The 17,403-nt window shown below is 69.6% G+C and carries 19 protein-coding genes; 12 read left to right on the top strand and 7 right to left on the bottom strand.

Going from position 1 to position 17,403, the window contains the following annotated elements; translation table 11 throughout:
* Window positions 1-21 precede the first annotated feature (21 nt).
* Entirely contained in the window at window positions 22-561 is a 540-nt protein-coding gene (locus A4R44_RS41130) for an NUDIX hydrolase (protein ID WP_067593805.1), read from the bottom strand.
* Window positions 562-654: 93 nt separating this feature from the next.
* Here A4R44_RS41130 and nucS point away from each other — a divergent pair, with 93 nt between their 5' ends.
* A complete protein-coding gene (gene nucS, locus A4R44_RS41125) occupies window positions 655-1,314 on the top strand; it encodes an endonuclease NucS (protein ID WP_067593802.1) in 660 nt (219 codons plus the stop codon).
* 185 nt (window positions 1,315-1,499) lie between these two features.
* Here the strand turns inward: nucS and tgmC are convergent, their stop codons facing one another.
* From tgmC to tgmA, 3 genes are read right to left on the bottom strand one after another with little or no spacing between them, the layout of a single operon-like run.
* Window positions 1,500-2,693: an ATP-grasp peptide maturase system methyltransferase gene (gene tgmC / locus A4R44_RS41120; protein ID WP_067593799.1), complete on the bottom strand. Its 1,194-nt coding sequence runs from the start codon at window positions 2,691-2,693 to the stop codon at window positions 1,500-1,502.
* Window positions 2,690-3,673, bottom strand: coding sequence for an ATP-grasp ribosomal peptide maturase (tgmB, locus tag A4R44_RS41115; protein WP_067593796.1), 984 nt, complete (start codon window positions 3,671-3,673; stop codon window positions 2,690-2,692). The genes tgmC and tgmB overlap by 4 nt, the downstream gene beginning before the upstream one ends.
* On the bottom strand, window positions 3,670-3,987 hold the full coding sequence (tgmA, locus tag A4R44_RS41110; protein WP_067593792.1) for a putative ATP-grasp-modified RiPP: 318 nt from the start codon (window positions 3,985-3,987) through the stop codon (window positions 3,670-3,672). Before tgmA ends, tgmB begins: the two co-directional genes overlap by 4 nt.
* Before the next feature lie 275 nt (window positions 3,988-4,262).
* On the opposite strand from tgmA, the gene A4R44_RS51485 reads away from it, so the two are divergent.
* From A4R44_RS51485 to A4R44_RS41070, 9 genes are all read left to right on the top strand, one after another.
* Window positions 4,263-4,919: a helix-turn-helix domain-containing protein gene (locus A4R44_RS51485; protein ID WP_232792006.1), complete on the top strand. Its 657-nt coding sequence runs from the start codon at window positions 4,263-4,265 to the stop codon at window positions 4,917-4,919.
* Window positions 4,810-5,664 carry an XRE family transcriptional regulator gene (locus A4R44_RS51480; protein WP_232792005.1) on the top strand — a complete coding sequence of 285 codons (855 nt, stop codon included), beginning with the start codon at window positions 4,810-4,812 and terminating at the stop codon, window positions 5,662-5,664. The genes A4R44_RS51485 and A4R44_RS51480 overlap by 110 nt, the downstream gene beginning before the upstream one ends.
* Before the next feature lie 701 nt (window positions 5,665-6,365).
* A complete protein-coding gene (locus A4R44_RS41100) occupies window positions 6,366-8,063 on the top strand; it encodes a sodium:solute symporter family protein (RefSeq protein WP_067593789.1) in 1,698 nt (565 codons plus the stop codon).
* 10 nt (window positions 8,064-8,073) lie between these two features.
* Complete coding sequence (locus A4R44_RS41095; RefSeq protein ID WP_067593786.1) at window positions 8,074-8,349, top strand: hypothetical protein; 276 nt, start codon at window positions 8,074-8,076, stop codon at window positions 8,347-8,349.
* Between the two features lie 47 nt (window positions 8,350-8,396).
* A complete protein-coding gene (locus tag A4R44_RS41090; protein WP_157905128.1) occupies window positions 8,397-9,404 on the top strand; it encodes a hypothetical protein in 1,008 nt (335 codons plus the stop codon).
* A 92-nt stretch (window positions 9,405-9,496) separates the two neighbouring features.
* Window positions 9,497-10,498 (top strand): dihydroxyacetone kinase subunit DhaK, encoded by a 1,002-nt coding sequence (gene dhaK / locus A4R44_RS41085; RefSeq protein ID WP_067593780.1) that lies wholly within the window; start codon window positions 9,497-9,499, stop codon window positions 10,496-10,498.
* Entirely contained in the window at window positions 10,498-11,121 is a 624-nt protein-coding gene (gene dhaL / locus A4R44_RS41080) for a dihydroxyacetone kinase subunit DhaL (protein ID WP_067593965.1), read from the top strand. Before dhaK ends, dhaL begins: the two co-directional genes overlap by 1 nt.
* Window positions 11,118-11,804, top strand: coding sequence for a dihydroxyacetone kinase phosphoryl donor subunit DhaM (dhaM, locus tag A4R44_RS41075; RefSeq protein WP_067593777.1), 687 nt, complete (start codon window positions 11,118-11,120; stop codon window positions 11,802-11,804). The genes dhaL and dhaM overlap by 4 nt, the downstream gene beginning before the upstream one ends.
* 114 nt (window positions 11,805-11,918) lie before the next feature.
* Window positions 11,919-13,685, top strand: coding sequence for a 3-hydroxyacyl-CoA dehydrogenase family protein (locus A4R44_RS41070; RefSeq protein WP_067593774.1), 1,767 nt, complete (start codon window positions 11,919-11,921; stop codon window positions 13,683-13,685).
* Here the strand turns inward: A4R44_RS41070 and A4R44_RS41065 are convergent.
* Together A4R44_RS41065 and A4R44_RS41060 are read right to left on the bottom strand one after the other, a co-directional pair.
* Window positions 13,679-14,113, bottom strand: coding sequence for a GNAT family N-acetyltransferase (locus A4R44_RS41065; protein WP_067593771.1), 435 nt, complete (start codon window positions 14,111-14,113; stop codon window positions 13,679-13,681). The genes A4R44_RS41070 and A4R44_RS41065 overlap by 7 nt on opposite strands.
* Window positions 14,114-14,131: 18 nt before the next feature.
* Window positions 14,132-14,647: an Lrp/AsnC family transcriptional regulator gene (locus A4R44_RS41060; protein WP_067593768.1), complete on the bottom strand. Its 516-nt coding sequence runs from the start codon at window positions 14,645-14,647 to the stop codon at window positions 14,132-14,134.
* A 59-nt stretch (window positions 14,648-14,706) separates the two neighbouring features.
* Between A4R44_RS41060 and A4R44_RS41055 the strand changes: the two genes are divergently transcribed.
* Complete coding sequence (locus tag A4R44_RS41055) at window positions 14,707-15,819, top strand: PLP-dependent aspartate aminotransferase family protein (RefSeq protein WP_067593765.1); 1,113 nt, start codon at window positions 14,707-14,709, stop codon at window positions 15,817-15,819.
* 175 nt (window positions 15,820-15,994) lie between these two features.
* Here A4R44_RS41055 and A4R44_RS41050 read toward each other — a convergent pair whose 3' ends face one another.
* Window positions 15,995-16,198, bottom strand: coding sequence for a zinc ribbon domain-containing protein (locus tag A4R44_RS41050; protein ID WP_067593762.1), 204 nt, complete (start codon window positions 16,196-16,198; stop codon window positions 15,995-15,997).
* Between the two features lie 45 nt (window positions 16,199-16,243).
* Between A4R44_RS41050 and A4R44_RS41045 the strand changes: the two genes are divergently transcribed.
* Window positions 16,244-17,368 carry an alkaline phosphatase family protein gene (locus A4R44_RS41045; RefSeq protein ID WP_067593760.1) on the top strand — a complete coding sequence of 375 codons (1,125 nt, stop codon included), beginning with the start codon at window positions 16,244-16,246 and terminating at the stop codon, window positions 17,366-17,368.
* Window positions 17,369-17,403 lie beyond the last annotated feature (35 nt).

Here is a 17,403-nt window from a genome sequence, read left to right as displayed (position 1 = left end):
CTGGCGAGAAGCCTCGGGCGGTCAGCGGCGTTCGTGCAGCAGCAGCAACGTATAAGCCGCCACCGTCTGCGCGTCCGAGATCTCCCCGGTGGAGATCATCTTCTCCACCTCCGTCCGGCTGAACCAGGCCGTCCGCATGTCCTGTTCTTCCAGCTCCCGCTCCGGCGCGCCCTCGGTGAGACCGGTCGCCAGGTACACGTGCCCGCGCTGGCTGGCCAGCCCGGGCGCGACGTCCAGCATCCCCAGTTCCGTGAACGCCGAGGCCCGCAGTCCGGTCTCCTCCCGCAATTCCCGCTGGGCCAGTTCGACGGGCGGGGTCTCGGCGAGATCGGGCGCGGTGCCCTGCGGGAATTCCCAGCGCCGCATCCCGAGGGGATAGCGGAACTGCTCGACCAGGTGCAGCCGGTCGCCGTCGAGGGGAATGACCAGTGCGTAGGTCGGTTTGTCGACGACGCCGTAGATGCCGTCGCTGCCGTCGGCGCGGCGGATGGCGTCCTCCCGCACCGTCATCCAGTTGTTCCGATACACCTCGCGGGTCGCGACACGCTGAATGGGGTCCACCTCGCCAGTATCGCCGAGCCTGTCCTACCCTCGGCGGGTGCGTCTCGTGCTCCCTTCCCAGCAAGCCAGCCCGCTCCGTGCGGGGCGGGTCCGATGAGGCTCGTCGTCGCCCGGTGCCAGGTCGACTACGTCGGCAGGCTGACCGCGCATCTCCCGATGGCCAACCGCGTCCTGATGGTGAAGGCCGACGGTTCGGTGCTCGTGCACTCCGACGGCGGCTCCTACAAGCCGCTGAACTGGATGTCGCCGCCGTGCTGGCTGATCGAGGACCCGGACGTCTGGACGGTCCAGAACAAGGCAGGCGAGAAACTCGTCATCACCATCGACGAGGTCATGCACGACCTGAAGCACGACCTCGGCGTCGACCCGGGCCTGCAGAAGGACGGCGTCGAAGCGCACTTGCAGGAACTGCTCGCCGAGCACATCAAAACCCTCGGCGACGGCTACACCCTGGTCCGCCGCGAGTACCCGACCGCGATCGGCCCGGTCGACATCATGGCCCGCGACGCCAGCGGCGGTTCGGTCGCGGTGGAGATCAAACGCCGCGGCGAGATCGACGGCGTCGAGCAGCTGACCCGGTACCTCGAACTCCTCAACCGCGACCCGCTGCTGGCCCCGGTGCAGGGCGTGTTCGCGGCGCAGGTGATCAAGCCGCAGGCGCGCGTCCTCGCCGAGGACCGCGGGATCCGCTGCGTCGTCTTGGACTACGACGCGTTGCGCGGCACGGATTCGGACGAGTTCCGGCTGTTCTGATTGACCAGTCGCAACAATTTGTCACGACCAAAGTTAATCCGCGCAGGTGTTGCACCAAGCTGATCGCCGCGGGTCGACGCGGCGGCTGGCGTAGCCGTGGGCGCGCAAGCCCGTGACTGTGTCGGGGTTCGTCGTTGCCGAACGCGACGAGATCGCCGTGGTGGGGGCGTATCCCTTGGATATGGTCAGTGGCTGGCGATATGCCAGGCACGCTTGCCGTCGGGGTGGTCGAACCACACGGTGTGCATCTCGCGGGTGACGGTGAGCCCGAAACGGTTCCAGCCGGGCTGACCGAGCTCAGTCCATGTGTCGTGGGCGTTCTCGACGAGCTGCCAGAGGCGGCGGAGCCCGCCTTCGGCGACCTCATGCTGTCCGTTGTCAGAAGCCAGGGCGATTTCGGCCCAGGAGCCGTCCGGGGTGGCCATCCAGCACGCAGTCGGCGCGGTGTCGCTGCGCACGGGAACCGCGCCGCTCTCGGGAAGGGTGTAGCCGTAGGAGATCCCGGGGCCGAGGTCGAACGAGGCGAGGAACCAGACCAGCAGCGACGTCCACGGGGTGTTCGGGTCCAGGCTGGTGGTGCGGTGCTCGGCCTGGCCGTGGTCGCGCTCAACCTGGAATCCGGCGGGGTTGTCGCCCGCTGTGTGGCGCAGGTCCATGAAAGCCGCGTAGGTCGGGTCGAACCGGCCTTCCGCGCGGTCTTCGGCGGTGCGGGTGAGGCGGACGAGGCTGCCGGCGCCGGGCGCGGGTTTGAGGTCGGTCAGGATCACTCCGCCGGGCCGGACCTGCTCGATCCAGGCCCACGGGATCGCGGGGACGGCGCAGGTGGCGATGATCGCGTCGAACGGCGCGTGCTCCGGCAGTCCGGCCGCGCCGTCGCCGACGACGAGGGTCGGGTGGTAGCCGAGTTCGGCCAGCCGCTGGCGGGCCAACTCGACGAGGTCTGCTTCGACGTCGACTGAGCAGACCTGCTCATCGCCGAGTCGGTGCGCCAACAAGGCGGCGTTGTAGCCGGTGCCGGTGCCGACTTCCAGCACCCGCGCCCCGTCGGCGAGGTTCAGGGCTTCGATCATGCGGGTCATCAACCCTGGCTGGGTCGACGACGACAGCACCGTCGTGCCGCCGGTCGCGGTCCGAGCGAGCGCGGTGATCAGCACCGTGTTGGAGTAGACGGCGGCGAGGTCGTCGACGCTGGTGCGCTGTGCCCAGCTGCCGTCCGGGGTCTGCTGGTGGTAGGTGGGCACGAACGCGTGCCGGGGAACCGCCCGGACCGCCTCGGCCAGGCGCGGGTCGGTGAACTTGCCCGCCGCGGCCAACTCGTCGGCGAGCCGTTGCGCGTGCGGCTCCCACTCGGCGTCAGCCGGGGTGTTGGTCGTGATCACGGGCGTCCCCTTGGGTGGGTGAGCAGGTCGGCCAGTGCCGTGGTGATCGGTGCCCCGGTCTGGGCTTCCAGCCAGCCGTACTGGCCGGACGAGTTACTTTCGAGGAACCAGAATCGGTCCTTCGCGATCGCGAAATCCACTGCGGCGTAGGCCAAACCCAGGGTATTCAGGTAGCGGCGCAGCCCCTTCTCAACCTCCGGGGGTGTGTCGACGAGCTGGTAGCGCAGCGCGGCGAAATCGGCCCGCCAGTCCACGTGGGCCGCCGGCGAGTCCGCGGTGATCGCGATGGTGACCATGCGCTCGCCGATCACGATCACTCGTGCTTCGCGGGTCTTGTCCACCCAGCGTTGCAGCTGGGTCGCGGTCGAGGCCACCCCGTCCAGCTCGTCGAGGTCGGTTTCGTCGAGACGGCGGGTGTAGGCGATCTTGAGCTGGACACCTTCGGTGATGGTGTTCGGGCCGAACGACTTGCAGATCGTGGTGGCGGCGCCGTGTTCGCGGGCGAACCGGGAAGCGGCCGCGGGCGAGTTGGTGACCAGGGTCGGGGCGATGCGCAGCCCGCAAGCGGCGGCGGTGGCGAGTTGGAGGGGTTTGAACATCGCGTCCGCGGCCCGGTTGGGGTGGTTGACCCAGAGCGCTGGCAGCGCGGCGAGGACGCCGCCGAAGCCGAGCCGTGCCTCGCGGTGGGCATAGGCGCGCTCGACCTCGGTCAGCGTCGCCGGGAACGCGAAGGCCGACGGGTCGCGATACCAGATCGAGGCGATGTCCTCCAGGTCGACGGCACGGTGCTCGGTGAACAACACCCCGCGCCAGCGGCCGTCGCCGTCGAGGCGGGCCTCCAGCGACAGGTGCCGAGGGAACCAGGCGGTGTCCGCCCGGAACACCTCCACTCCGCGCTGATCGAGCTCGCGAACGACGGCGTCGACCGGGGCGTCGGCCTCCTGGGCGAAGATCACCACGGTTCCCGGCGGGTTGGTCATGATTCTTCCCAGCCCCAGTTCTCCTCCGGGCCCTCGTCGCCGTCGGTGGAGGACTTGGTCTTCCAGTCCTTGCCCATCGTTTCGATCAGCGGACGGCCGCGCTCGTCGACGGCGACCTGCTGCTCGGGGCAGTAGCGAAACTCCCGCCGCACCGGCGTCTCGACCGGCGTCGCGCCATGCAACCCGAACGGGCGGGTCGTGTCCGGTCCGGGCTCGTCGGCGACCGCGGGCTGGTGCACCAGGTAGCGCAGGCTCGCCGAGGACAACGGATTCGCGCCCGGCTCCGGCTCGGCGGCTTCGAGGGTGGTGGTCATGATCTTCGGGCTCCTTCCCGCCGGATGGTGGCCGGCGTTGGTGCGGCGTGGTCCCGGCCGGCAGGACCACCGTGTTCGGGGAGGCCGCGATGCGGCGTTCCGGCCGGCCGATCCGGCGGGAGGTCGGGGCCTGCTGCCGCCGAACCGGATGCCTTCGACGCTAGGAACGCGCCGACCAGGTGAGAAGCCCGCTGTGCCAGGTGTGCACAAGGTGTGCCAATCACGCAAATCTTCATGCGTGCGTGGTGGAGCGACTACGGTAGGTAGGACAACACGTGCGCGAAGTTCGGGGGTGCGCTGTGCCGGACTGGTGGCCACCCGCCCTGTGGGACGCCGCCCGCCGAGGCGAGCACGCCACCGTGCTGCGCCTGGCCCGCGAGGAACGGGGCTGGTCGCAAGGCCAGCTCGGAGAGCGGTTCGGTTGCTCGGCCTCGACGATCTCCCGGTTCGAGAACAGCCGCCGAGGGCTGCGAGACGTCGCGGTGCTGCGCCGCTTCGCCAGCATCCTCGACCTGCCCGCCGAAGCGTTCGGCCTCACCGGGGCCGATCGTGGACGGCCTGCCTCCCCCGCCTCGACCGCACTGGCTTCTAAGGTGAGCATCGACCTGAGCCAGGAAGGGGATGATCCGGTGCGACGACGCGCGTTCCTGCTCGCCGCGGGCCTGGCCGGAACCGCGGTCGCCTCCCCGAACGCGCTCGCCGCCGACGGCATGGGAGTCGATCCGGCGGCGTTCCTTGCCCAGCGTCTCGACGGCATCCTGCTGGGCACCACTGCCGGATCAGCACGNAGCACGCCCCGCGCCGATCAGCACGCTCCAGACGGTGCTGACCACCGCGCGGACCGACTTCCGCGCCTGCCGTTATGTCGACCTGGCCGCGCGGCTGCCGGAACTGATCACCACCGCCGAAACCACGCACCAGCAGACCGGTGATCCCGCCGCAGCGGGCCTGGTGGCGCAGGCATACAACCTCGTCACGCGCGCGCTGATCAAGCTGGAGGCCAGCGGCCTGGAATGGGTCTCCGCCGACCGGGCGCTGCGCGCCGCCGCCGGTGCCGACGATCCCCTCGCTCTCGCGGAGGCGCAGCGTCTGCTCGGCTCCGCGTGCCGTCGGGCCGGACATCACGATCGCGCCCAAACCCTCACCATGACCGCGGCCGACCAGCTCGACGTCGGCGGGAAAGCCCCCGATCCGCGGCACCTGGCCTTGCATGGAGTGCTGATGTGCTCGGCCGGGTATGCCGCCGCCCGCGCCGGCGACCACGACCGCGCCACCGACCTTCTCGCCGACGCCGACGCCACCGCCGGCCGGCTCGGTGACCATCCCGCGCAGCAGCAGGCGCTGACCGCGAACGTGGTCAGCCACCGGGTGTCCGCCGACTACGTGCTCGGCAACGCCGGTGCCGGCCTGTATCACGCCCAAGCCGCGCAACTCGGGCAGTTCCCCGACACCGAACGCCGCGCCCGGTTCCTCGTCGACGTCGCCCTGTGCTTCGCCCAATGGAACAAACCCGGCCGGGCGTATCAGACCTTGCTCACCGCCGAACGCACCGCGCCCGGCGAAGTCCGCACCCGTGCCACCGTCCGCCGCCTTGTTAGCGACCTGCTCCACCACCCCCAGCAAGCCAGCCTGCCGGGCCTGCGCCAACTGGCCTCCCGGACGCACGCACTGGTGTAAGACGAACCTCTCGCGTCGTCTGCTCGCCCGCGCTGGGCTGGACGATTGATCTCCGTCTCCAAACGGGACGGGTCGCAGTCGGCTGCCCTCTGATTTGCGGACGCGGCCGCGCAAACGCTCGATCTCTTCGCGCTGATTGTGGTGGTCGACCACGAGCGCGGCGACCTCATGCTTCGGTGTGCGCACCAGCGCGTCGAGTTGGGCTTTTTCGCTCTGCAAGGTCGCGATCCGCGCGGCCTCAACTCCGGCGGCGAAGGCGTACGACAGGTACTCCAGCGAGTACAGAATCGAAAACAGCTCCTCGCCGTCGGCGCGCTTGTCGATCTGCCGCTGGGCGACGTCGAACGCGCCGTTCAGCAGCGCTTGCCAGAGCGGCCCGGAGGTCCGGGCACGGGCAGCGCGGGACCGGTCATCGCGGCGGAGGGGCCTCTCCGGGATCGCCGAAGGTGCCGGGATCTGAGGGGCCCGACGCCGAGCACCGCCCCGGAACGGGTGAATCCGGCCGGTTGGCGAGGGGTTGGCCGGCGAAGCGACAGGACTCAACACGGGTGCTTCCGGGCACGCGGAATGCACAGGTCAGCGGCAGGTTGGTGAAAAACCGCGGTGTCGGGGTGCCGCTTCGGAATCCATGCAGTACTGTGCCGGTCTGACAGGAACGATGGTGTTTTCTGTGTGAGAATGTTTGATTCGGAGGTGGCAGGGTGCCGTTCCTCGCCGACGCGAACTTGCGGCTCGACGCGAGTCCGATCGACTACATCGAGTTGGCGTTCTATTTCGTCCTGGTGCTCGGCATCGGCTATCTCGCGCGAAGGCAGGTGTCGAGCAGTCTCGACTTCCTGCTGTCGGGCCGGTCGCTGCCGGCGTGGGTCACCGGTCTGGCGTTCATTTCCGCGAACCTCGGCGCGGTCGAGGTCATGGGCATGTCCGCCAACGGCGTCCTCTACGGCCTGCCGACCGTCCATTACTTCTGGATCGGCGCCATCCCGGCGATGCTGTTCCTCGGCCTGGTGATGATGCCGTTCTACTACGGCTCCAAGGTCCGCAGCGTGCCGGAGTTCATGCGCCGCCGGTTCGGGCCGACCGCGCATCTCGTCAACGGCATCAGCTTCGCCGCAGCGCAGATCCTCATCGCGGGCGCGAACCTGTTCCTGCTGGCCAGCGTCGTGAACCTGCTGCTGGGCTGGCCGCTGTGGGTGTCGATCGTCATCGCCGCCGCCATCGTGCTCGGCTACACCGCGCTGGGCGGGCTTTCGGCCGCGATCTACAACGAGGTGCTGCAGTTCTTCGTGATCGTCGTGGCGCTGCTGCCGCTCACCATCGTCGGCCTGGTCAAGGTCGGCGGCTGGCAGGGCCTGGTGCAGAAGATCACCGACAGCCCCGGCGGCACCGCGCAGCTGCACTCCTGGCCCGGGGACAACCTCACCGGCTTCGGCAACAACTTCCTCTCCGTGCTCGGCATCGTGTTCGGTCTCGGCTTCGTGCTGTCCTTCGGCTACTGGACGACGAACTTCGTCGAGGTCCAGCGCGCGATGGCGTCGAAGAGCATGTCGGCCGCGCGGCGGACGCCGATCATCGGCGCGTTCCCGAAGATGCTGGTGCCCTTCATCGTGATCATCCCCGGCATGATCGCCGGCGTCGTGGTGCCGGAGTACTTGCAGGACAAGGGACTTCTGCTGCAGGACAAGGCCGCGCCGAGCGGGGTCACCGCGAACAACGCGCTCCTGCTGCTGATGCGCGACCTGCTGCCCAACGGCATCCTCGGCATCGCGATCGCCGGTCTGCTGGCGTCGTTCATGGCGGGCATGGCGGCGAACCTCAGCTCGTTCAACACCGTCTTCACCTACGACATCTGGCAGACGTACGTGAAGAAGGACAAGCCGGACGGCTACTACCTGAACCTCGGCCGCAAGACCACGGTCGTCGCGACCGTGCTGGCCATCGGCACCGCGTTCGTCGCGTCCCAGTCCTCGAACATCCTGACCTACCTGCAGGACCTGTTCTCGTTCTTCAACGCGCCGCTGTTCGCCACGTTCATCCTCGGCATGTTCTGGAAGCGGATGACCGCGGCCGCCGGGTGGATCGGCCTGGTGGCGGGCACCGCGTCGGCGATCACGATCTGGGCGCTGTCGCAGGCGGACGTCCTCTCGCTCGCCGGGCAGGGCACCAGCTTCGTGGCGGCGGGCACCGCGTTCGTCGTCGACATCGTGGTGAGCGTCGGGGTTTCGCTGGCCACCCAGCCGAAGCCGGACGCGCAGCTGGTCGGCCTGGTCTACTCGCTCACGCCGCGCGACGCGCTCAAGCACGACAACACCGGCGAGAACGCCGGCTGGTACCGCAAGCCGGGTCTGCTGGCCGGCATCGTCCTCGTCATCACCATCGCCCTCAACATCATCTTCTGAGGAGGCCCGCATGACCGAGAAAACCTCGCGGCCGCACAAGGCGGGCGCCTTCGACATCCGGCTGATCATCGCGCTGCTGCTCGGCGTCTACGGCGTGATCCTCACGATCATGGGCGCCGGGTTCACCAGCGACGACGATCTGAAGAAGGCCGCCGACGTGAACATCAACCTCTGGTCGGGCATCGGCCTGCTGGTGGTGACCGCGTTGTTCGTGCTGTGGGCGGTGCTGCGGCCGCTGGTCGTGCCCCCGTCGACCGAAACGACAGAAGAGTCACCCGCCGAATAACCGGGTTGGCACCACGTCCGGCGGCCTCGCCCGCTAGGTTGCCGGACGTGGTGCACGATCCCCGGTTCGGCCGGTTCCTGAAGGTGTCCGCCCTGGTGGCCGCGGTCGCGGTCGCGATCTCCGCGCTGTCCGCGTGCGGCGGCCCGAATCTGGGCAAGGAGAACTTCGCGCGCACGACCGTCCCCGCCGCCGGGGACGGCGCCGCGACGTCCGGCCCGATCACCGATCCCGCGGTCGCCCCCGCCGTGCTGCGCGACCTGCTGCCCTGCCAGTTCGTGGACAAGACCGCGATGAGCCCGCTCGGCACGATGCAGGGCGAGGCGACCGCGTCGAGCACGCAGTTCGACTCCTGCGTCGCGAAGGCGAACGACCCGGGCGGCAAGGAAATCCGGGCGAGCGTCGAGGTCGGCGGCATCGTGACGTTCGCTTCCGACAAGACCACCGGTGCGGTCGGCGGGCTGCCGCAGGTCGAGGTGCCCGACCTCGGTGGCGGCTCCGGGTGCGTGGTCAGCGCGCTCACCGCGCGGAACCCGGCCTTCGGCGTCTCCTTCCGGGTCGACTACACCGGTGGCGACGCCTGCGCGGCCGGTCGCAAACTCGTGGCTACAGCCGTCGAGAAACTGCACAACAACCCGCAGAAGTACACGCCCGGCCCGGGCACGCTGCTCGCCGTCGACCCGTGCACGGTGCTCGACCCGGCCGCGGTGGACGGGGTCGTGAAGGGCGGGAAGCCGCGACCGTCCGGACTGCACTCGTGCGAATGGGGCCTCATCCCGAGCGTCCGGGTGACGATGTTCCCCGGCATCGCGCCGTCCGAAGGCGACGGCTGGCTGAAGGCCGACGTCGGCACGCCGAGCCAGGCGTACGCGAAGCAAGGCACCTCCGGGTCGAGCTGCCAGGTCAAATGGCAGCACCGGCAGTGGAAGGAAGACCACGTCGAGGTGGTCCAGCTGGAGTACACGAACTCCGACGCGCAGGCGGACAAGGACGACCCGTGCGGCAAGACCGGCGGGCTGGCCAAGCAGCTGGCCGGCAAGCTGCCGCCGGCCTCGTGAGTGCTGATCACGGTGAGAACCGGGATGGGCACTCACGAGCCCGGCGCACTAGGTTGGGGTCGTCCACGACGCCGAGGTGCCGGAGGTCCGCCATGAAGAAGATCATCAACGATCCGGCGGCCGTCGTCGCCGAATCGCTGAGAGGGCTCGCGGTCGCGCACGCGGACCTGCTGCGTGTGCGCGACGATCCGGCGCTGGTCGTGCGCGCGGACGCGCCGGTATCGGGCAAGGTCGCGGTGGTGTCCGGCGGCGGGTCCGGGCACGAACCGCTGCACGGCGGATTCGTCGGCCCCGGGATGCTCGACGCCGCGGTGCCCGGGCCGGTGTTCACCTCGCCGACCCCGGACGCGGTGCAGAGCGCGCTCGCGGCGACCACCGGACCGGCCGGGGCGCTGCTGATCGTGAAGAACTACACCGGCGACGTGCTGAACTTCGAAACCGCCGCCGAACTGGCCGCGGCCGAGGACCTCGACGTGCGCAGCGTGGTGATCGACGACGACGTGGCGGTCAAGGACTCCACGTTCACCGCCGGGCGGCGCGGCGTCGGCGGCACCGTGCTGCTGGAGAAGATCGCCGGTGCCGCGGCCGAGCGCGGCGATTCGCTGGACGCGGTGGAAGCGCTGGCGCGCAAGGTGATCGGGCAGGTCCGCTCGATCGGGGTGGCGCTGTCCGCGCCGACCGTGCCGCACGCCGGCGAGCCGAGTTTCGACCTCGGGCCGGACGAGATCGAGTTCGGCATCGGCATCCACGGCGAGCCCGGCCGCGAGCGGATCCCGGCCGAACCGGCCGACGCGCTGGTCGCCCGGATGGTCGAGGCGGTGGTGTCCGACCTGCCGTTCGAATCCGGCGACAAGGTGCTGCTGTTCACCAACTCGATGGGCGCCACCCCGCAGCTGGAGTTGTACCTCGCGCACGGCATCGCCGAGCGGCTGCTGGCCGAGCGCGGGATCCTGGTCGAGCGCAGGCTGGTCGGCCCGTACATCACGAGCCTGGAAATGCAGGGCATCAGCCTGACCCTGCTGAAATTGGACGACGAGCTTACGCGGCTGTGGGACGCGCCGGTGCGCACGCCCGCGCTGCGGTGGGGGATCTGATGGCCTGCACTGCCGAAGGGGTCGCGGCCGCGTTGCGCGCCGCCGCCGAAGTGATCGCCGAGCACCGCACCGAACTGGTGGACCTGGACCGCGCGATCGGCGACGCCGACCATGGCGAGAACCTCAGCCGGGGCTTCACCGCCATCGTGTCCGCGCTGGAGACCGCGGTGCCGGAAACCCCGGCCGGCGTCGTGAAACTCGCTGCCACCACGCTGATTTCCAAGGTCGGCGGCGCGGCCGGACCGCTTTACGGCACGGCTTTCCTGCGTGCGTCGGCGAAGCTCGGCGACGCGGCGGAGATCGACGTGCCGCTGTTGCTGGACGCACTGCGGGCAGCGCTGGAAGGGGTGCGGGCGCGCGGCAAGGCGGCAGGCGGCGACGCGACGATGGTCGACGCGCTGATCCCGGCCGTCTCCGCGGCCGAAGGCGTTGCGGACGGCACGATCGCGGACGTGCTCACCGCCGCGGCGGACGGGGCCGACCGCGGTGCGGAGTCCACTGTGGACTTGATCCCGCGCAAGGGCCGTGCCTCCTACCTCGGGGAACGCGCGGTCGGGCACATGGACCCGGGCGCCCGTTCGACGGCGCTGCTGCTGCGTGCGTTCGCGGAGGCGGCCCGGTGACCGTCGGAATCGTTCTTGTGTCGCACAGCGCGAAACTGGCCGAAGGCCTGGCCGACCTGGCCGCCCAGATGGCCCCGGACGTCCGGATCGTCCCGGCGGGCGGACTGCCCGACGGCGGCGGCATCGGCACTGACTACGACGAGGTCGTCGCGGCCGCCCAGCGGGCGGATTCCGGCGACGGCGTGGTGCTGCTGTACGACCTCGGCAGCGCGCAGATGACCGCTGAGCTGGCGGTGGAGTCACTGGCCGACCCGTCCGCCGCGGTGGTGGTCGACGCGCCGCTGGTGGAAGGCGCGGTGGCCGCGGCCGTCGCGGCGCAGGGCGGCGCGAACACCAAGGCGGTGGGCGAGGCCGCGGCGAGCGCCGGTGTCGCACCCGACCTGACCGCCGCGGAGCCTTCGGTCGCCGGCGAGGAAGGTGTGGTGGAGAAGGAATTCACGCTGACCAATGACGTCGGCCTGCACGCGCGCCCGGCCGCGGTCGTGGTGCGCAGCCTGGCGGACTTCGAGGCCGAGGTATCGATCCGGCTGGGCGAACAGGAGGCGGACGCGCACAGCGTGCTGGCGCTGATGTCGCTCGGCGCGCGCCAAGGCGACCGGATCGTGGTGCGGGCTCGCGGGCCACAGGCGGCGGAGGCGGTCGCGAAGGCGGCCGAGCTGGTGGAGTCGAACTTCGGGGAGTGACGCCGGTTTCCGACCGGGTGACTTCGCCGGGACTGACTCGATTCCGATGTGCTTTCGAGGGTCGCGCGTGGCACAGTGAGCGGCAATTACCAGCGGGTAACCTCTGGAGGCCCTGTGGCACGGGAAATCTCGACGGTCGGCGTGGTCGGTCTTGGCACGATGGGCGCGGGCATCGCCGAGGTGCTCGCCCGCAGCGGACTCGACGTGGTCGCGGTGGAACTCGACGAGGCCGGGGTCGAACGCGGCCTCGGCCACCTGCGGCATTCGACCGAACGGGCGCTCGCGGGCGGGAAACTCGACGAGGCGGGCCGCGCGGCGCTGCTCGGCCGGATCCGCGCCACGACCTCGCTGGCTGAACTGTCCGAAGCGGACTTGGTGATCGAGGCGATCCCGGAGAACCTCGCGGCGAAGGCCGAGGTTTTCACCCAGTTGGACCAGGTGACCCGGCCGGACGTGGTGTTCGCGTCCAATACCTCCTCGCTGTCGATCACCGAGATCGGCGTGCACACCGCGCGGCCGGGCAAGGTCGTCGGGATGCACTTTTTCAACCCGGCTCCGGTGCTGAAGCTGGTCGAGGTCGTGCGCACGGTGGTCACCGAGCCGGACGTGGTGTCCGACGTCGTGGAATTCGCGCAGCGGCTGGGAAAATCGCCGGTGGTGATCGGCGACCGGGCCGGGTTCATCGCGAACGCGCTGCTGTTCGGCTATCTCAACCACGCGGTGCGGATGTACGAGCAGCGCTATGCCACCCGGGAAGATCTTGACGCCGCAATGCGTTTCGGCTGCGGTTACCCGATGGGTCCGCTCGCGCTGCTCGACCTGATCGGGCTGGACACCGCGTACGAGATCCTCGACACGATGTACCACCAATCCCGGAACCGGCTGCACGCGCCCGCGCCACTGCTGAAGCAGATGATCACCGCGGGGCAGCTCGGACGCAAGAGCGGACACGGTTTCTACGCCTACGACGCGCCGGATTCCCCGGTGGTGGTGGATTCGGCCGTTTCGGCCGAAGCGGACTCTTCGGTGGCTCGCGAAGTGCGTTCCGTCGGTGTGATCGGCACTGGGACAATGGCGACCGGCATCGCGGAAGTCTTCGCCAAACGCGGTTTTGCCGTCGTGCTGCGGGCTCGCAGCACGGAGAAGGCCGAAGCGTCGGTGGCGAAGGTGAAGAAGTCGCTCGACAAGGCAGTGGTGAAGGGCAAACTGTCCGAAGAGGACGCTGCGGCCGCGCTCGGGCGGATCCGGCCGGTGACGGAATTCGAGGCACTGGCCGGCGTCGACCTGGTGGTCGAAGCGGTGGCCGAGGAGCTTTCCGTTAAGCAGGCGGTGTTTTCGGCTTTGGACGAGGTCGCCAAGCCGGGCGCGGTTCTCGCCACCACGACCTCCTCGCTGCCGGTCATCGAATGCGCGGCGGCGACTTCGCGGCCCGGCGACGTGATCGGGCTGCACTTCTTCAATCCCGCACCGGTGATGAAACTGGTCGAAGTGGTGTCGACGATCGCGACCGCTCCCGACGTCACCGCCACCGCGACGGCAGTGTGCGCGGCGGTCGGCAAACACCCGGTGCAGTGCGGCGACCGGGCCGGGTTCATCGTGAACGCGTTGTTGTTCCCGTATCTCAACGACGCGGTGAAAATGCTGGAAGCGCATTACGCGTCGGCGGACGACATCGACACCGCGATGAAGGTCGGCTGCGGTCTGCCGATGGGGCCGTTCGAATTGCTGGACGTGGTCGGGCTGGACGTGTCGCTGGCGATCGAGCGGACACTGTTCAACGAGTTCCGCGAAGAAGGCTTCGCCCCGGCGCCGTTGTTGGAACACCTGGTGACGGCAGGACGATTGGGTCGCAAGACCGGCAAGGGCTTCAAGGACTACTGACGCTTGTACGTGTAGAGCATAAAGCCGTCGTGGTATTTGCCCACGCGGTCGTAAAGCGCGCGAGCCGGGGCGTCTTCGAGGGTGTTCCAGTAAAGCGACGGAAAGCCTTGTTCGGCGGCGTCGCGGGCAACCCACTCGATCAGCGCGGTCGCGACACCTTTTCGCCGGACGTTCTCGTTGACGAACAGATCAGCGAGATAGCACCTTCCGCAGTACCAGATGCTGGCGTGGAACAGGTAGTGCGCGATGCCGGCCATTGTGCCGTCCAGCCGCGCGGCGATCCCGCGGATCCGGTCGTCGTCGAGCAGGCGGCGCCAGGTCCGGTCGTAGCTGTCGCCGGTGCGTTCGACGTCGAAGTAGGCGTCTTTGCCGCGAGCGAGGTTTTCCCAGTCGGCGCGGTCGGATTCGGTCAGGTCGCTGATCTCCACGGGGCTATCTCGCGCTGCTCACCGGTCGCGCCGCCGGATGCGCGCGCCTGGGGCGGGTTCGCCGTCCGGCGGCAGCAGCGGGCCGCCCTGCCATTGCTGGAACACGAGGTTCGTGTGCACGCGGGCGACCTCGTCGCGGGAGGTGAGTTCGTCCAGCACCAGCCGCTGCAACTCGGCGGCCGAGGTAGTGGCGACGTGTGCGAGGAAGTCGTCCGGCCCGGTCAGGTGGTAGACCGCGCGGATCTCCGGCAGCGCGAGAAGATGTTCCGCGAACTGCTCGACCAGCGGCCGTCGATGCGGCCGGACCTGCACGAACAGGAACGCCTCCAGCGGACGCCCCACCTTCGCCGGGTCGACCTTGGCGTGCTGGCCGGTGATCACGCCGGTCTCCCGGAGCCGTGCCACCCGGTCCAGGCAGGTCGACGGCGCGAGCCCGACCGCGGCCGCGAGTTCCTTGTTCGACGTCCGGGCATCGTTCTGCAACACCCGCAGAATCTCAAGATCAACCGGGCTCAGTTCGACGGTGTCGCTCATCGTTGAATCTTATCCGAGATTGTTGCTTTACCGCCGTTGTGTGTCCGAACGTGGCTGCTATGACTTCCGCCTTGCGCACCCGAGCCGTCCACGCCGGTCGCGACGATCTCGCCGACCTCGGCCTGCACGCCGCCCCGCTCGACTTCTCCACGACCTACCCCGCGCGCGACAGCGCCGAGGAGGCCCGCCGGATCGACGAGTTCGCCGCGGGCGGGAACGTCACCGGCATCTACGGCCGGATCGGCAACCCGACCGTCGAACGGTTCGAACAGGCGCTGGCGGAACTCGAAGGCTTCGACCACGCGGTGGCTTTCGCCAGCGGCATGGCGGCGGTCTCCGCGTGCCTGCTTTCCGCGGTATCGCGAGGAAAACGGCACATCGTCGGTGTCCGGCCGCTGTATGGCTGCACGGACCACCTGCTGACCACCGGCCTTCTGGGCACCGAGGTCACCTGGACCGCGCCCGAGGATGTCGCCGACGCCCTGCGCCCGGACACCGGCCTGGTTTTCGTGGAGACCCCCGCGAACCCGACCTTGAGCGAACTGGACATCGCCACCCTGACCGCGGCCTGCGGCGACGTCCCGGTCCTGGTCGACAACACCTTCGCGACGCCAGTCCTGCAACGCCCCGGCCGGCTGGGCGCCCGAATGGTGCTGCACAGCGCGACCAAGTTCCTGGGCGGCCACGGCGACGTCATGGGCGGCATCGTGGCCTGCGACGCCGAAGAAGCCGCGCGCCTGCGCTCCCTGCGCTTCGCTACCGGCGGCGTGCTGCACCCGCTCGCCGGATACCTGCTGCTGCGCGGCCTCTCGACACTCCCGCTGCGCGTGAAGGCTGCTTCGGAAACCGCGGCGGTCTTGGCCGAGCGCCTCGCTTCGCACCCTTCGGTACGCACCGTGCACTACCCCAAACTGGGCGGCCCGCTGGTGGCCTTCGAGGTGACCGGCGACCCGCACGCGGTGATCGGCGCGGTCCGGCTGATCACGCCCGCGGTGAGCCTGGGCAGCGTCGACACGCTGATCCAGCACCCGGCTTCGCTGACGCACCGCATCGTCGCCGAGGACGATCGCACCGGTTCGGGCATCACCCACGGTTTGCTGCGGCTTTCGGCCGGGCTGGAGGATGTCGAGGACTTGTGGCTTGATCTGGATCAGGCGCTGAAGTCCTGCTGATCGGGTGCGCACGCGGTATCCACCGCCCGGGTCGGCGGTGGATACCGGGCGGCCCGGCTGGGCACAGCCCTCGCCTGGCAGCCCGCCGAACCGGCGAGCACGCCGGGCGGGACGTTCTGCTGGCCAGCTTCGGCAACTGACCGGGGCCAGCCCTTCGTCAGCCGCGACGCGTCGATCAGCCGCAGCAACCGCCGCCGCAGCACCCTCCGCCAGCCGGTGCGGGCGCGGCGGCCGAACCGGTGAGCGCGACCGTCGTGAGCAGCTTGACCGTGTCCGCATGCCCCTCCGGGCAGGGGGCGGGCGCGCTGGACTCGGCCATCGGGCGCTGGAGTTCGAACGTCTCGGTGCAGTCGCGGCAGCGGTAGGCGTAAGTGGGCATGGCTTGATTATCGCTGGCGGGCCGCGTTGGTGGGAAGCTGTCCGGGTGGATGTGCCCCAGTACGCGGATGTTCCGCACCTCGGCCAGGTCGTTCCCGCCCTGCTCGGCGCGCTGGGCGTGCCCGGCGAGGACGGCGGCCTGGCAGTGCCCGAAGCCCGCAGCGCGTGCGTGCTCCTCATCGACGGCCTCGGCTGGGAACTGCTGGCCCAGCACGCGGCGGACGCTCCCGTTCTCACCGAACTCGCCGGCAGCCCCCTGCGAGTCGGCTTCCCGTCGACCACCGCCGCCGGCGTCGCCGCGATCGGCACTGGTCTGGCGTCGGGCGAGCACGGCATGGTCGGCTACACCTTCGAGATCCCAGGAACCGGCGTCCTGAACGCGCTGCGCTGGCGCTCCCACGAGGACGGAAGCGACCTCCGCGGAGCCCTGCCGCCCCGCGATGTCCAACCTCTCCCGACGACCTTCGAACGCGCCGCCGCCGCGGGCATCGAGGCCGCGGTGGTGTCTTCGGCGCAGTTCGCCAACACCGCCTTGACCCAAGCGACGCAAAGCGGTGCCCGATACGCCGGCGTGCACGCGCTGGGCGACCTGGCCGCGCGAACCTTGGACATACTCTCTTCGCGCGCGTTTTGCTATGCCTACCACAGTGAACTGGACCTGCTGGGCCACCTTTACGGCCCCGGCTCGACCGCGTGGCGGATGCAGCTCCGCCAGGTCGACCGGCTGGTGGAGTCCATTGTGGACGGATTGCCCGCCGGTGCCGTCCTGGCGGTGGTGGCCGACCACGGAATGGTGACCGTCGAGGAAAAACTGAACCTGGAGGACACTCCGGAGCTGCTGGCGGGCGTCCGCGCGTTCGGCGGGGAGGTTCGCGCGCGGCATGTCTATACGGAGCCCGGTGCGACTGCGGACGTGGTGGCCGCGTGGCGCGAGGTCCTGGGTTCCCGGGCGTGGGTGCTGTCGCGCGAGGAAGCGATCGCGGCGGGCTGGTTCGGCGCCGCGGTGAGCGACCGGGTGCGCCCACGAATCGGCGACGTGATCGCCGCGGCGACGGGAACCTTCGGCATGGTTCGCGAACTCGCCGAGGCAGTGGAGTCGAACCTGGTAGGCCAGCACGGCTCGCTGACGTCAGCGGAGCAACTCGTCCCGCTTGCGATCGCCCGGGCCTGATCCATGCGGAGCCTTCGCTCTCGCCGAGGTACGTG

Origin of the sequence: Amycolatopsis sp. M39, assembly GCF_001651785.1 — a bacterium.
GTDB classification, from domain to species: domain Bacteria; phylum Actinomycetota; class Actinomycetes; order Mycobacteriales; family Pseudonocardiaceae; genus Amycolatopsis; species Amycolatopsis rubida.
Note: the sequence above shows the minus strand (reverse complement) of the source record. Positions and strands in the feature narration are given on the sequence as shown.

Excerpts from the sequence above, each read along its gene's own strand:
- nucS (WP_067593802.1), top strand. The coding sequence starts at position 655 with ATGAGGCTCGTCGTCGCCCGGTGCCAGGTCGACTACGTCGGCAGGCTG.
- tgmB (WP_067593796.1), bottom strand. The coding sequence starts at position 3,673 with ATGACCAACCCGCCGGGAACCGTGGTGATCTTCGCCCAGGAGGCCGAC.
- tgmA (WP_067593792.1), bottom strand. The coding sequence starts at position 3,987 with ATGACCACCACCCTCGAAGCCGCCGAGCCGGAGCCGGGCGCGAATCCG.
- A4R44_RS41095 (WP_067593786.1), top strand. The coding sequence starts at position 8,074 with ATGACCGAGAAAACCTCGCGGCCGCACAAGGCGGGCGCCTTCGACATC.
- dhaK (WP_067593780.1), top strand. The coding sequence starts at position 9,497 with ATGAAGAAGATCATCAACGATCCGGCGGCCGTCGTCGCCGAATCGCTG.
- dhaL (WP_067593965.1), top strand. The coding sequence starts at position 10,498 with ATGGCCTGCACTGCCGAAGGGGTCGCGGCCGCGTTGCGCGCCGCCGCC.
- A4R44_RS41060 (WP_067593768.1), bottom strand. The coding sequence starts at position 14,647 with ATGAGCGACACCGTCGAACTGAGCCCGGTTGATCTTGAGATTCTGCGG.
- A4R44_RS41055 (WP_067593765.1), top strand. The coding sequence starts at position 14,707 with ATGACTTCCGCCTTGCGCACCCGAGCCGTCCACGCCGGTCGCGACGAT.
- A4R44_RS41050 (WP_067593762.1), bottom strand. The coding sequence starts at position 16,198 with ATGCCCACTTACGCCTACCGCTGCCGCGACTGCACCGAGACGTTCGAA.